This is a genomic window from Phytopseudomonas punonensis, assembly GCF_900142655.1.
GTDB classification, from domain to species: domain Bacteria; phylum Pseudomonadota; class Gammaproteobacteria; order Pseudomonadales; family Pseudomonadaceae; genus Aquipseudomonas; species Aquipseudomonas punonensis.
On the sequence record NZ_FRBQ01000001.1, the window covers coordinates 309942 to 323300 of the forward strand.

The window sequence follows — 13359 nt, forward strand, 5'->3', positions numbered from 1 at the left end:
GAGGTTTTAACGCGAGCCGGTCAGCGCATGCCCTGGGACAGGCCCATTACCAGCAGCAACAGGTTCTGGTTGGCCTGCACCGAGGCGGGCGTCAGCGGTTTGAGCGCAGGGCTCAGGCAATAGCTGCGGCCGTTGCTACTGATGACCCCAGGACCCGGCTCGTACCAGGAAGCCGCCGCCAGCGCCGAGACGCTCAGCGCCGCAACGAAAAACAAACCTCTGACCAAGCCTAAGCTCATGATCGCAACCTCTTGATAGTGCGGCCAATGCGTCCGCTAACACTAGATCAGGATTGCTCGAAACAGATTGCAACAAGACGAACGGTCAAAACCCTTTGCGCCGACCGCTGTCACGCTGCCTGCGCTGTTCGCCTGAAGCCCGCCGCCCAGAGGCCCCGGCGTACATTGCGGCCATTACCCGCGGCAATAAAAAACCCCGCGCCAGGGCGCGGGGTCTTGGTACTGCTCAGGTGCCGGGTGGCTTACATCATGCCGCCCATGCCACCCATGCCGCCCATGTCAGGCATGGCCGGAGCGCCTTTGTCGTCAGGCACTTCAGCGATCATCGCCTCGGTGGTGATCATCAGGCTACCGATGGAAGCTGCAGCTTGCAGCGCCGAACGGGTGACTTTGGCGGGGTCGAGAATACCCATCTCGATCATGTCGCCGTAGACGCCACTTGCAGCGTTGTAGCCGTAGTTACCCGAACCCTGCTTGACCTTGTCGACCACTACGCTCGGCTCGTCGCCGGCGTTGGCAACGATCTGACGCAGCGGCGCTTCAACAGCGCGGCGCAGCAGAGCGATACCGACGTTCTGGTCTTCGTTGTCGCCCTTGAGCTCGGAGATCGCCTGCAGAGCGCGCACCAGGGCAACGCCGCCGCCAGGTACCACGCCTTCTTCGACGGCTGCGCGGGTAGCGTGCAGGGCGTCTTCAACGCGGGCTTTCTTCTCTTTCATCTCAACTTCGGTACCGGCACCGACCTTGATCACAGCAACACCGCCAGCCAGTTTGGCCAGACGCTCTTGCAACTTCTCTTTGTCGTAGTCAGACGAAGTGTCTTCGACCTGCTTGCGGATCTGTGCAACGCGCGACTCGATGTCGGCTTGCTGGCCAGCGCCGTCGATGACGGTGGTGTTTTCCTTGTTCAGGACAACGCGCTTGGCTTGACCCAGGTGCTCCAGAGTGGCGCTTTCCAGGCTCAGGCCGATCTCTTCGGAGATCACGGTACCGCCAGTCAGCACGGCGATGTCCTGCAGCATGGCCTTACGACGATCACCGAAGCCCGGTGCCTTGACGGCAGCGACCTTGACGATACCGCGCATGTTGTTGACTACCAGGGTAGCCAGCGCTTCGCCTTCGACATCTTCGGCAACGATCAGCAGCGGACGGCCAGCTTTGGCAACAGCTTCCAGCACCGGCAGCAGTTCGCGGATGTTGGAGATTTTCTTGTCGACCAGCAGGATCAGCGGGCTGTCCAGCTCGGCAACCATGGTGTCCGGCTTGTTGATGAAGTACGGGGACAGGTAGCCACGGTCGAACTGCATGCCTTCGACGACGGACAGTTCGTTTTCCAGGCCCGAGCCTTCTTCAACGGTGATCACGCCTTCTTTACCGACTTTTTCCATGGCTTCGGCAATGATGTCGCCGATGGAGTTGTCGGAGTTGGCGGAAATGGTGCCGACCTGAGCGATTGCCTTGGTGTCAGCGCAAGGCTTGGACAGGTTCTTCAGCTCTTTGACGATGGCGATGGTGGCTTTGTCGATACCACGCTTCAGGTCCATCGGGTTCATGCCGGCAGCGACGGCCTTGAGGCCTTCGTTGACGATGGCCTGAGCCAGAACGGTAGCGGTGGTGGTGCCGTCACCGGCAGCATCGTTGGCCTTGGACGCAACGTCCTTGACCAGCTGAGCGCCCATGTTCTCGAAGCGATCTTTCAGCTCGATTTCTTTGGCGACGGAAACGCCGTCCTTGGTGATGGTCGGAGCACCGAAGCTACGCTCCAGAACCACGTTGCGACCTTTCGGGCCGAGGGTAGCTTTAACAGCGTCAGCCAGGACGTTCACACCGGCGAGCATTTTCTTGCGGGCGGAGTCGCCGAATTTAACTTCTTTAGCAGCCATGGAAATTGATCCTCAATTCTTGACGATTAAACGGAAATTCGCGGGCGATCAGGCTTCGACGACGGCGAGGATTTCGCTCTCGCCCATCACCAGCAGGTCTTCGCCATCGACCTTGACGGTGTTGCTGCCCGAGTACGGGCCGAACACCACTTTGTCACCGACCTTGACGGCCAGGGCACGGACTTCACCGTTATCCAGAACACGGCCAGTACCAACGGCAACGATTTCGCCCTGATTCGGCTTCTCGGCAGCCGAGCCCGGCAGCACGATACCGCCAGCGGTCTTGGTTTCTTCTTCGCTGCGACGGATCACGACGCGGTCATGCAAAGGACGAAGCTTCATTGTCGATCTCTCCCAATAGTTGTTGACATCAACCGGTGCTTTCACCGGCAGGATCATGGCGTTGCGCAGTACACGTAACGCCGAAATTTGTTTCAGCGCACAAACGCTGAAAAACCTTGCGGTGACCGCTACATAAGGTCGATGAACAGCAATTCAAGGGCGAGGCGGTAAATTTTTTAATACCGCGACTCAGCAAATCGGCCCGCCTGAAAATGCACAGCCCCGGGCAGATGGCTCTGACCGGGGCTGTAGGCGACAGCTCAAGCGATTACTCGCGGCGTTCGTACTCACCTTCCAGCACGTTCGGCTTGTGCGCACCGGGCTGGCCATTGCGGGCCGCCAGGTCATCGGCAAAGGCACGTTGTCGCGCGGCCTGCTCGGCGGCGCGCTGGCGCACGCGCTCGACCAGCCAACGGCGGGTAAACGGCAGCAGGCAGAGGATGCCGATGGCGTCACTGATGAAGCCCGGCAGCAGCAGCAGGCCGCCGCCGACGGCCATCATCAGCCCCTGCAGCACTTCCTGATCCGGCATTTCGCCGCGGGCCAGACGCTCGCGGGCACGCCAGGCCGTGGTGATACCGGCAATGCGCAGCATCAGGCCGCCGAAGATCGAGGTGGCGATCACCAGGGCAATGGTCGGCAGCACGCCGATGGCGCTGCCCACCGAAATGAGCACGGCCAGCTCGAGGATCGGGAACAGCAGGAACAACAACATGAAAATGCGCATCGCGGTTTCCTTGACGGAAGAACACCTTCCAGTAGGAGAGAAATATGGGGTGTTGCGCTTAATTCAAGCTGAAGCTTGGACTTCGCCCGTGACTGCCGCGTTCAACGCCAGGCGATACAAGGCCCGTCGCAGGGCGGCGACGCTGTTACAGGATGTTGAGGCTAACCTGTGTACCGCTGGTGCCAGGCCCATGTCGCACTCTATGCTGCTGCCTGTACGTCATGGCAATCGACCGGCCTGAGCATGCGCCAAGCGCTGTGGTGCGGCAATCACCGGTATGCCCCGTTCGACTCTCAAACAAGGGAATTGGCATGCAACTCGAAGACAAAGTCATCATCATCACCGGCGGCGGCCAGGGCCTGGGCCGTGCCATGGCCGAGTACCTTGCCCAGCGCCGGGTGCGCCTGGCGCTGGTCGATCTGAATCAGGAAAAGCTCGATGACACCGCCGCGGCCTGCCGGGCACTGGGCGTGCAGGCGCGCACCTACCTGTGCAACGTGGCCAGTGAGGAGCAGGTCACCCAGACCATCGCGCAGATCGCCGAGGACTTCGGCTCGATCAACGGCCTGGTCAACAACGCCGGCATCCTGCGCGACGGCCTGACCATCAAGGTCAAGGACGGCGAGATGAGCAAGATGAGCCTGGCGCAGTGGCAGTCGGTGATCGACGTCAACCTGACCGGCGTGTTCCTGTGCACCCGCGAGGTAGCGGCGAAGATGATCGAGCTGCAGAACACCGGTGCAATCATCAATATTTCCTCGGTGTCGCGGGCCGGCAATGTCGGCCAGGCCAACTACTCGGCCGCCAAGGCGGCAGTCGCTGCCGACACCGTGGTCTGGGCCCGCGAGCTGGCGCGTTACGGCATCCGTGTGGCCGGTGTGGCACCGGGGTTCATCGAGACCGAGATGGTCGCCAGCATGAAGCCCGAGGCGCTGCAGCGCATGGCCGAGGTGATTCCGCTCAAGCGTCTCGGCAAACCAGAGGAAATCGCGCACGCCATTGCCTTTCTGCTGGAGAACGAGTACTTCACCGGGCGCATCCTAGAGCTCGACGGCGGCGTTCGCCTGTAACAGCTTCCCTGAGCTCCCGCGCGTGATTCGGCATCACGCACGGCGATCGCCAGATAAATAGCAGGCGAAAAAAAGCCGCACTCAGCAGGCTGTGTGAAAACGTAGCGAGCGAAGGTCAGGCAAGGCAAAAACCGGCGAAAAAGCGCAGTTTACGTGGTGTAAATGAGCATTTTGAGCCGGTTTTTAACGCAGCATGGCCGAGTGCAGTAGTTTTCACACTGCCTGACTCAGGCGGGGCTTTTTCAGCAGTGCAGCAAAGCGAATTACCAGCCCACACCGAAACCGAGGGTGTAGCGGGTTTCGTCCTTGTCGCCTTCCGAGCCACTGACCTGATCCTTGGAGGCCTTCATGTTCAGCGAGGCCCAGTCGGTGACCTTGTAGCGCAGGCCCACTTCGGCATCCAGAGAGTAATCGGCAGCGCCAGCCAGCGGTTTGCCAATCTCGCCATTGCTGAACAGCTCGATGGTCTTGCCAACCAGATAACGGTTGTAATCCCACTTCATACTGATGGCGTAGAAGTTTTGCTTCTCGCCATTGGCGAACTCATAGTCCGAGCGGTTGACCAGGCCCGCCAACGAGAAGGCACCCAGCTCGTCATCCCAGAACTGGTAACCAGGACCGGTACCGATAGTGCGCTGGCGCGCCAGGTCCTCGATCTTGTCGCGTTTGTATTCCAAACGCCCCTGCCAGAACCATTTCTCATCGAGAAAGCGGTCGAGCGCGTACTCGGTGCTCCAGTTGTCGGTGCTGACCACGTCGTCCTTGAGTTCGCGGTTGTAGTCGACTTCGGCGTTGTGACGCCACTTACCATGGCGCGCCTGGGTTTTGAGATCGACGTCGTAGTCATCGGTGTCGCGCTCAGCGCGCTTGTAGTCCATGGCCACGTCGACGTTGCCCTTCCACAGGAAGTCTTCGACGATGGGCTTGGGCTTCATGATCTGTTTGATGCTGGCCAGCTCGACGGTCTTCGGTGCATCGCCGTTGGCGAGTGTCACCTTACCGCTGTCGGCGGCCTTCAACGACTTGGCGCGCTCGCCGGTGGTGTTGTTTTCCTTGACCAACAACTCACGGTCGCTTTCCAGCGTGGCGACTTTTTTCCAGTCCAGAGGGATGGAGCCACCGTACTCGGTCTCCAGCATCAGCTTGCCGCCGTCGAAAACCCTGATGGTTCCGGTCAAACGGTCGCCGTTCTTCATCCAGACGGTATCGGCCATCAGCGGTGTTGCCGCTACGCTCAGGCCCAGGCACAACAAGGTACGAGTAAACATAGGCGGATGCTACTGCTCCGGTTCGCGGGAAATCGGGCATTATCCGCATACCCGATAATTGAGCAAGAAATGACCGACGGAATTATCACGAGTTCATCGCGGGCCGTCGTTTATTAGACGCCAGGAGCGTGCCATGCCCGCAAGACAGCCCAGTGACAGCGCCTCTCTGAACAGCGGTGACCAGCAAGCGCGCCGAGATGCCTTGTACCTGGCTCTCGCCCAGGTGCCGCCCGGCAAAGTGGTCACCTATGGCGAACTGGCTGCGCTGGCAGGCCTGGGGCGTGCCGCGCGCTGGGTGGGCCGCACGCTGAGCCAGTTGCCTGATGGCACCAGCTTGCCCTGGCACCGGGTGGTGGCCGCTGGTGGCCGGCTGAGCCTGACAGCCGACTCGCCAAGCGGCGTTGAACAACGCACCCGATTGCGCGTCGAAGGGGTGCTATCCCACAATGGTCGGGTGGATATCCGACGCCACGGCTGGCGGCCTCTGGAGCACGAGCACCTAGACTCGGCGCCCCACACGCAACCGGCTTGCACTTAAACGTCAACAGCCCCTAGAGTGCGCCACTTGTTCATGCTTACTCCCTCCAGGCCGACCCCTTTCAATGCATCGTAAAAGCTGGCGCGACGCGATCGCCGCCTATTCCAGCCCCTCGACACTGGTTCTTCTGGTGCTTGGGTTCGCCGCCGGCCTGCCCTATATGTTGGTGTTCTCGACCCTCTCGGTGTGGCTGCGCGAGGCCGGCGTGGCGCGGGAAACCATCGGTTTCGCCAGCCTTATCGGCCTGGCCTATGCATTCAAATGGGTATGGTCGCCGCTGCTCGACCAATGGCGCCTGCCGCTACTCGGCAAGCTTGGCAGGCGGCGCTCCTGGCTGGTGCTGTCGCAAATTCTCATTGCCATCGGCCTGGCTGGTATGGCGCTGTGTGACCCGCACACCCACCTGACCTGGCTGATCGCCCTCGCCGTGCTGGTAGCGTTCGCCTCAGCCACCCAGGACATCGCCGTCGATGCCTACCGCCTGGAGATCGTCGACGACACTCGCCAGGCCGCGCTGGCCGCCGCCTACATGGCCGGTTACCGGGTCGCCGCGCTGCTGGCCACCGCAGGCGCGCTTTATGTCGCCGAAGGCCTGGGCTCTACCACCCTGCTCTATCAGCACGCGGCCTGGGCTGGCACCTACCTGCTGTTCGCGTTGCTGATGCTGCCGGGCTTGTTGACCAGCCTATGGATGAAGGAGCCGAACGTTTCCCTGAAGACTCAGCTGGCCGCCGCCAAGTACGGTTTCAGCCATCAGATCGCCTCGGTGCTGGTATTGATCGTGCTGCTGGTGTCGGTACCGGCGATGTTCACCCAACTCTACAACACCGACTTCCCCAGCCTGGTCACGGGCGAGTCGACCCTGCTGGATCTGCTGCTCGAAGATCGCGCCTTCCTGCGCGCCATCCTCTACACCATCCTCACCACCTTGTGCCTGTCGTCCATGGGACGCCGCGGTCTGGCGCCGGTGCTCACCCCGGTCAACGACTTCATCCTGCGCTACCGCTGGCAGGCCCTTTTGCTGCTCGGGCTGATCGCCACCTATCGCATGTCCGACACGGTGATGGGCGTGATGGCCAACGTGTTCTACATCGACCAGGGCTTCACCAAGGACCAGATCGCCAGCGTCAGCAAGCTGTTCGGGCTGATCATGACGCTAGTGGGCGCCGGCGCCGGCGGCCTGCTGATCGTGCGCTTCGGCATCATGCCGATTCTGTTCATCGGCGGCGCGGCCTCGGCGGCGACCAATCTGCTGTTCATGATGCTGGCGGATATGGGCACCAACCTGCAGATGCTGATCTTCACTATCTCGGCCGACAATTTCAGCTCCGGCCTGGCAACGGCGGCGTTCGTCGCCTACCTGTCGAGCCTTACCAACTTGAAATTCTCGGCCACCCAGTACGCACTGCTCAGCTCGATCATGTTGCTGCTGCCGCGCCTGATCGGCGGTTATTCCGGGGTGTTGGTGGAGAAGTTCGGCTACGGTGACTTCTTCCTGATCACCGCGCTGATGGGCGTTCCTACCCTGCTGCTGATCCTCTTGCAGTGGCATCGCCAGGGTAACCGGGCCAGCGCGCTGCCTACCGAGCAGAAGCCGGACGCCTGATATTCACGCCCATGAAAAAGCCGACGCGAGTCGGCTTTTTCGTTTCTGCGGGGCGGGCCTGGATCAGCCAGCCTTGCCCTGCTGCACCACCTGCATCATGCGCGGTGGCTGGGCCAGCTCCACGCCTTCGGCACGCAGGCGATCACGCACGCTTTCGTTGAGCATGAAGATCACCGGCCAGTAGTCGCCAGCCGCCGTCCACATGCGCAGCGACAGGTTGATCGAGGTTTCGCCCAGGCTGGAGACCACCACCACTGGCGCTGGCTCCTGATGCACGCGGGCGTCCTTGGACAGCTCCAGCAGCACTTCGCGAGCCTTGGCCAGATCGGCGTCGTAGTCGAGCTTCACGTCGTACAGCACCTGACGGGTGTTCTGCCGCGAGTGGTTGGTGATGATGCCGTTGGACAGCGTGCCGTTGGGCACGATCACCACCTTGTTGTCGCCGGTGCGCAGCACGGTGTGGAAGATCTGGATGTAATCCACCGACCCGGATACACCCTGGGCCTCGATGAAATCACCGGCCTTGAACGGGCGGAACAGCATGATCAGTACGCCACCGGCGAAGTTCGCCAGGCTGCCCTGCAGCGCCAGGCCGATGGCCAGACCTGCAGCGCCGATCACGGCGATAAACGAGGTGGTTTCCACACCGATCATCGAGGCCACGCTGATGATCAGCAGCACCTTGAGCACGATGCTCGCCAGGCTGCCGATGAAGCTGCTCAGCGCTCGGTCGACCTTGCGGCCGTCCATCAACGCACTGACCTTGGCTGTCAGCTTGCTGATCAGCCACCAGCCGATCAGCAGGGTGAAGATGGCCAGGGTCAGCTTGCCGCTGTACTGCAGCAACACCGGGATCCAGGCCTGCGACATGACGACCAACTGGTCGATGCTCATATCCATCGGGCGTTCCTTCTAGCAATTCAAACGAAAACGCCATGGCAGGCCATGGCGTTTGCACGGGTCACAAGCTGCGACGTCGCCGCTTCGCCGGGGTTCAATAAACCCCGGTCTATCAGTCGCGGAAGTTGTTGTACTGCAGGGGCATGCCGAAATCCTTGCCGCGCAGCGAGGCGATGCATTCCTGCAGATCGTCACGCTTCTTGCCAGTCACACGGACCTGCTCGCCCTGAATGGCGGCCTGCACCTTGAGCTTGGCGTCCTTGATATGGGCGACGATCTTCTTCGCCAGCTCCTTGTCGATGCCTTCGCGGAATTCGACCTCCTGCTTGACCACCTTGCCGGATGCATAGGCATCCTTGGTTTCCATGCACTGGCCGTCGATCTTGCGTTTGATCAGGCAGCTGCGAATGATCTCGAGCATCTGCTCAAGCATGAAGTCGGCCTCGGCAGTCAGCGTGACGGCCTTGTCCTTGACCTCAAGGCTGCATTTGCCGCGCAGATCGAAGCGCCGCTCCAGCTCCTTGGCTGCGTTGTCCAGGGCATTGGTGAGTTCGTGTTTGTCCAGCTCCGACACCACGTCGAACGAGGGCATGAAATTGCTCCAGATAAAGGCGCAACAGGGCAGAGGCGTTATCCGCAACATTTCGCTACCAGCTACCTTCAGCCACCACTGCAGTAAAAAAGCTGCGTCGGGCTGGGCGCCAGGTATCAAGATCGTGAATAAGTTCTGCGCAAATCGCGCGTATGGCTTGACGATAAAATTGGCGCGATCATTATATCCGCTCTGATACAGACCGTTCGGCGTTGTATTGGTTACTCCCCTCCCCTCGACACGTTTTCCTGCCAGCGAGTGCCATTAATGCCCAACCCCCATCTCAGCATCCTGGTGGTGGACGATGCCAAGTTTTCCAGCGCCATCATCGGTCGTGCGCTGAGTCAGGCTGGCTATCAGGATGTACGCTTCGCCAGCAGCGCAGCCGAAGCCATCAGCAACCTCGAGCAACGTCCGGCCAGCGTGCTGCTGGCAGACTGGCTGATGCCCGAAATGGACGGCCTTGAGCTGACCGGGCAGGTGCGCCAGCTCGACGAAGCGGCCGAGCATTACACCTACATCATTCTGCTGACCGGCAAGGAAGGCGAGAACGTACTCAATGAAGCCTTCGACCGTGGTGTCGATGACTTCATCAGCAAATCGGCGATGAACGAACAGCTGCTGCCGCGCATATTCGCCGCCGAGCGCCTGTGCAGCACCCTGCAGCGCCTCCTGCAAGAAAACGCGCTGTTGGTGCAAAACATCGCCAGCCTGGAAGAACGCAACCTGGTCGACCCGCTCACCGGCCTGGGCAACACCCGCTACCTGAATCAGAAAATGGCGGACAGCCTGCGCCAGGTGGAATCGCGTGGTGGCGCACTGTGCTACCTGATGATCGGCCTGCAGGGCGTCGACGAACTGGTCGAGCGGCATGGCGTAACCTTCGCCAACGAGCTGCTGCGCAGTGTGGCGCGGCGACTGCAGCAACTGGTGCGCCCACTGGACGTACTGGTCAGCCTGGATGATCGTCATTTTGCGCTGATCACCCTGCTCGAAGACCTGCAGGAATGTTCGCCAAGCAGCTTCAAGCGTCTGCATGAGGGTCTCAATCTCAAGGCGTTCAAGACCAGCGAAGGTTTCATCAGCCTCAAGGCCGGCATTGCCGTAGTCGGGCTGGATAGCAAGGCCATGCCGATGGAGCAGCAGCAACTGTTCGATCTGGCCGCCCGCCTGCTGCCCGAAGCCCACGCCAGCGGCCGTGTAACCGCAGTGCGCCTGCCACGCCCATGAGCTGGCACGTACTCGGCGCAGGCAGCCTGGGCAGCCTGTGGGCAACCCGCTTGTTTCGTGCCGGCGTGCCAGTACAGCTGATTCTGCGTGACCCGCAGCGCCTGGCCTCGTACCGCCAAGTGAGTGGCCTGACGCTGATCGAGCAGGGCCAGACCAGCGTTTACCCTATCGCCGCGGCTGACCTTTCCGACCAAACGCCCATCACCCGCCTGCTGCTTGCCTGCAAGGCCTATGACGCAGCCGAGGCCGTCGCGGCCGTGGCTCATCGCATGGCGCCAGGTGCCGAGGTAGTCCTGCTGCAGAACGGCCTTGGCAGCCAGGAGGAAGTATCTGCCTTGCTGCCTGGCAAGCGCTGCCTGGTGGCCTCCACGACCGAAGGGGCGTTTCGCGATGGCGACTGGCAAGTGGTCTTCGCCGGTCAGGGCCACACCTGGCTAGGCGACCCGGCCGACAACACGCCGCCGGCCTGGCTGAGCGACCTGGAGCGCGGCCAGATCCCGTACACCTGGAGCCCGGACATCCTCGCGCGGCTGTGGCACAAGCTCGCACTCAATTGCGCCATCAATCCTCTGACCGTGCTCTACGGCTGTCGCAACGGCGGGCTGATGCCACATCACGAAGAAGTCGATGCGCTCTGCGCAGAGCTCGTCCAGTTGCTGATCAGTTGTGGCTACGCGCAGGCAGCTGAGCAGCTGCACGGCGATGTATGGCGAGTGATCGAAGCCACAGCGGCCAATTACTCGTCCATGTACCAGGATGTAGCCAGCGGTCGGCGTACCGAAATCAGCTACCTGCTTGGTTACGCGCGCACCGCCGCCGAGCGCAGCGGCCTGCAACTGCCGGCGCTGCAGAGTGTTTACCAGCGCCTGCTCGAGCATCTGGACGCCCACGGATTGCCGCGCTACTGAGTCACGCGCTAACCTGCGCCCTCACCTGCCACCACGACAAAGTCCAATGCGCCTGCGCCATCGCCTGAAGAACCTGCCCGTAGGCCGAAAGCTGCTCGCTGCCCTGCTGGTCCTGCTGGCTGCCGTGCTGGTGGTCGCCAACATGACCTTCATCAGCGCGGCCTATTGGATCTCCCAGGAAAGCGTTGCGCCCCAAGCATTGCAGACCCTCGGCCGACTGATTGCCACCCCGGTTCTGAGCCGCGAAGCGCTGAGCTCGCCCGAAGCCGCCCATGAAGTGCTCAAGCGCCTGGAAGGTTATGGTCCGCTACGCGCCGCGGTGATCTACGACGCCAACGGCAACAGCATGGCGCAACTGCAGCGCGGAGAAAAACTCGACCTGCCAGACCAGGTCGGCGCGCTGGACAACTGGCGCATCGGCGAATTTCGTGCCCACCAGCTGGTCGAGCTGCCACGCCCCGATGCCCCGCCCGGCCACCTGCTGCTGGTTGCCTCCAGCGAGCTGCCAGGCGCCTTCTACACCGGCACCGTGACCGCCAGCCTGGTGATTCTGGGCTTCAGCCTGGTGCTCTGGCTGCTGGTGGCGCGGCAGATACGCCGCCTGGTCACCAGTCCGATCAAACGCCTGGAAGAACTCACCCGCCAGGTCACCCGCGAAGAGAACTACTCGCTGCGCGCACGACGTGGCAACCGCGATGAAATCGGCAGCCTCGCCGAAGCCTTCAACACCATGCTTGAGCGTATCGAGGCCCGCGAACAGCAGCTCAAGCGCGCCCGTGACGACTCCGAGGAAGCCTACAACCAGGCCCGCGGCCTAGCCGAAGAAACCCGCCTGTCGAACCGCAAGCTGGAGCTCGAAGTGCAGGTGCGCAGCAAGATCGAGAAGAAGCTCACCGGCTTTCAGAACTACCTCAACAGCATCATCGACTCCATGCCCTCGGCGCTGATCGCCCTCGACGAGCAGCTCTACGTGGCGCAGTGGAATCAGGAGGCCAGCGCGCTATCCGGTACCTCCATCGACGAAGCGGTGAACCAACCGGTGTTCCTCGCCTTCCCGCTGCTCAAGCCGTACTTGTCCAAACTCAAGCGCACCGCCGAGCAGCATCGGGTCGAAAAGATCGAGCGCGTGACCTGGATTCGCGATGACGAGCCTCACCATTACGCCCTGACTTTCTACCCGCTGATCGGCAGCATCGGCCGTGGCGTGGTGATCCGCATCGACGACATCACCCAGCGCCTGAACCTCGAAGAGGTCATGGTGCAATCGGAGAAGATGCTATCGGTCGGCGGCCTAGCAGCTGGCATGGCCCACGAGATCAACAACCCGCTGGGCGCCATCCTGCACAACGTGCAGAACATCCGCCGACGACTGTCGCCGGAACTGCCGCGCAACCAGGAGCATGCCGAGGTAGCCGGCGTCAGCCTGCCAGCCATCAATCATTACCTGACAGCCCGGGAAATTCCCATGCTGCTCGACGGCATCCAGCAGGCCGGCACGCGAGCCTCGAAAATCGTCACCCACATGCTCAGTTTCAGCCGCCTGAGCAACCGTCAGCTGGCGCCCTGCCAGTTACCCGCACTGATCGACCAGGCAGTGGAAATCGCCAGCAACGACTTTGACCTGACCGAAAGCTTCGACTTCAAGAGCCTGCTGATCCAGCGCGAATTCGACCCGCAGCTGGGGCCAATCCCCGGCATCGCCAACGAACTCGAACAGGTGCTGCTTAACCTGCTGAAGAACGCCGCCCAGGCCATCCACCTGCGTGAAGATGACAGCGTGCCCGGCAAGCTGATCTTGCGTACGCGCCTGGCGCCACCGTGGGCTGAGATACAGGTCGAGGACAACGGCGTGGGCATTCCCGAAGCGGTACGCAAGCGTATCTTCGAGCCATTTTTCACCACCAAGGAAGTCGGCCAGGGCACCGGCCTGGGGCTTTCCGTGTCGTATTTCATCGTCACCAACAACCACAAGGGCCAGATGGAGGTGCACTCGCGCATCGGCCAGGGCACCTGTTTCACCCTGCGCCTGCCGCTGGGCGTGGCCAACTGATTACCA

The 13359-nt window shown here is 61.6% G+C and carries 12 protein-coding genes and 1 pseudogene; 6 read left to right on the top strand and 7 right to left on the bottom strand.

Features of this window, described 5'->3' with window-relative positions:
• Positions 1 to 20: 20 nt before the first annotated feature.
• The 4 genes from BUC40_RS01400 to BUC40_RS01415 form a co-directional block, all read right to left on the bottom strand.
• Positions 21 to 239 carry a hypothetical protein gene (locus BUC40_RS01400; RefSeq protein WP_073261887.1) on the bottom strand — a complete coding sequence of 73 codons (219 nt, stop codon included), beginning with the start codon at positions 237 to 239 and terminating at the stop codon, positions 21 to 23.
• A 242-nt stretch (positions 240 to 481) separates the two neighbouring features.
• Positions 482 to 2122, bottom strand: coding sequence for a chaperonin GroEL (groL, locus tag BUC40_RS01405; RefSeq protein WP_073261889.1), 1641 nt, complete (start codon positions 2120 to 2122; stop codon positions 482 to 484).
• 48 nt (positions 2123 to 2170) lie between these two features.
• A complete protein-coding gene (locus tag BUC40_RS01410) occupies positions 2171 to 2464 on the bottom strand; it encodes a co-chaperone GroES (RefSeq protein WP_010486228.1) in 294 nt (97 codons plus the stop codon).
• A 268-nt stretch (positions 2465 to 2732) separates the two neighbouring features.
• Complete coding sequence (locus tag BUC40_RS01415; protein ID WP_073261891.1) at positions 2733 to 3191, bottom strand: FxsA family protein; 459 nt, start codon at positions 3189 to 3191, stop codon at positions 2733 to 2735.
• A 311-nt stretch (positions 3192 to 3502) separates the two neighbouring features.
• On the opposite strand from BUC40_RS01415, the gene BUC40_RS01420 reads away from it, so the two are divergent.
• A complete protein-coding gene (locus BUC40_RS01420) occupies positions 3503 to 4261 on the top strand; it encodes an SDR family oxidoreductase (RefSeq protein ID WP_073261893.1) in 759 nt (252 codons plus the stop codon).
• Positions 4262 to 4524: 263 nt separating this feature from the next.
• Here BUC40_RS01420 and BUC40_RS01425 read toward each other — a convergent pair whose 3' ends face one another.
• Entirely contained in the window at positions 4525 to 5529 is a 1005-nt protein-coding gene (locus BUC40_RS01425; RefSeq protein ID WP_073261895.1) for a DUF481 domain-containing protein, read from the bottom strand.
• A gap of 133 nt (positions 5530 to 5662) precedes the next feature.
• On the opposite strand from BUC40_RS01425, the gene BUC40_RS01430 reads away from it, so the two are divergent.
• Both BUC40_RS01430 and BUC40_RS01435 read left to right on the top strand, forming a co-directional pair.
• Positions 5663 to 6067, top strand: a complete 405-nt coding sequence (locus tag BUC40_RS01430; RefSeq protein WP_073261897.1) for an MGMT family protein — start codon at positions 5663 to 5665, stop codon at positions 6065 to 6067.
• 64 nt (positions 6068 to 6131) lie between these two features.
• Positions 6132 to 7673 carry an AmpG family muropeptide MFS transporter gene (locus BUC40_RS01435; RefSeq protein ID WP_073261899.1) on the top strand — a complete coding sequence of 514 codons (1542 nt, stop codon included), beginning with the start codon at positions 6132 to 6134 and terminating at the stop codon, positions 7671 to 7673.
• A 63-nt stretch (positions 7674 to 7736) separates the two neighbouring features.
• On the opposite strand, the gene BUC40_RS01440 is transcribed toward BUC40_RS01435, so the two are convergent.
• Together BUC40_RS01440 and BUC40_RS01445 are read right to left on the bottom strand one after the other, a co-directional pair.
• Positions 7737 to 8573 carry a mechanosensitive ion channel family protein gene (locus BUC40_RS01440; protein ID WP_073261901.1) on the bottom strand — a complete coding sequence of 279 codons (837 nt, stop codon included), beginning with the start codon at positions 8571 to 8573 and terminating at the stop codon, positions 7737 to 7739.
• Between the two features lie 112 nt (positions 8574 to 8685).
• Positions 8686 to 9165 (bottom strand): YajQ family cyclic di-GMP-binding protein, encoded by a 480-nt coding sequence (locus tag BUC40_RS01445; protein ID WP_073261903.1) that lies wholly within the window; start codon positions 9163 to 9165, stop codon positions 8686 to 8688.
• A 261-nt stretch (positions 9166 to 9426) separates the two neighbouring features.
• Between BUC40_RS01445 and BUC40_RS01450 the strand changes: the two are divergent.
• The 3 genes and pseudogenes from BUC40_RS01450 to BUC40_RS01460 all read left to right on the top strand — a co-directional run.
• Positions 9427 to 10395 (top strand): annotated as a pseudogene (locus BUC40_RS01450) (GGDEF domain-containing response regulator); the annotation flags it as partial.
• A complete protein-coding gene (locus tag BUC40_RS01455) occupies positions 10392 to 11303 on the top strand; it encodes a putative 2-dehydropantoate 2-reductase (protein ID WP_073261907.1) in 912 nt (303 codons plus the stop codon). The pseudogene BUC40_RS01450 and the gene BUC40_RS01455, both read left to right, overlap by 4 nt.
• Positions 11304 to 11349: 46 nt before the next feature.
• Positions 11350 to 13353, top strand: coding sequence for a sensor histidine kinase (locus tag BUC40_RS01460; protein ID WP_073261909.1), 2004 nt, complete (start codon positions 11350 to 11352; stop codon positions 13351 to 13353).
• The last annotated feature ends 6 nt before the right edge of the window (positions 13354 to 13359 follow it).

Bases quoted from the DNA above. Each gene is read 5' to 3' on its own strand.
- BUC40_RS01400 (WP_073261887.1), bottom strand. From the start codon at position 239: ATGAGCTTAGGCTTGGTCAGAGGTTTGTTTTTCGTTGCGGCGCTGAGC.
- BUC40_RS01445 (WP_073261903.1), bottom strand. From the start codon at position 9,165: ATGCCCTCGTTCGACGTGGTGTCGGAGCTGGACAAACACGAACTCACC.
- BUC40_RS01435 (WP_073261899.1), top strand. From the start codon at position 6,132: ATGCATCGTAAAAGCTGGCGCGACGCGATCGCCGCCTATTCCAGCCCC.
- BUC40_RS01425 (WP_073261895.1), bottom strand. From the start codon at position 5,529: ATGTTTACTCGTACCTTGTTGTGCCTGGGCCTGAGCGTAGCGGCAACA.
- BUC40_RS01410 (WP_010486228.1), bottom strand. From the start codon at position 2,464: ATGAAGCTTCGTCCTTTGCATGACCGCGTCGTGATCCGTCGCAGCGAA.
- BUC40_RS01455 (WP_073261907.1), top strand. From the start codon at position 10,392: ATGAGCTGGCACGTACTCGGCGCAGGCAGCCTGGGCAGCCTGTGGGCA.
- BUC40_RS01420 (WP_073261893.1), top strand. From the start codon at position 3,503: ATGCAACTCGAAGACAAAGTCATCATCATCACCGGCGGCGGCCAGGGC.
- BUC40_RS01415 (WP_073261891.1), bottom strand. From the start codon at position 3,191: ATGCGCATTTTCATGTTGTTGTTCCTGCTGTTCCCGATCCTCGAGCTG.
- groL (WP_073261889.1), bottom strand. From the start codon at position 2,122: ATGGCTGCTAAAGAAGTTAAATTCGGCGACTCCGCCCGCAAGAAAATG.
- BUC40_RS01440 (WP_073261901.1), bottom strand. From the start codon at position 8,573: ATGGATATGAGCATCGACCAGTTGGTCGTCATGTCGCAGGCCTGGATC.
- BUC40_RS01460 (WP_073261909.1), top strand. From the start codon at position 11,350: ATGCGCCTGCGCCATCGCCTGAAGAACCTGCCCGTAGGCCGAAAGCTG.
- BUC40_RS01430 (WP_073261897.1), top strand. From the start codon at position 5,663: ATGCCCGCAAGACAGCCCAGTGACAGCGCCTCTCTGAACAGCGGTGAC.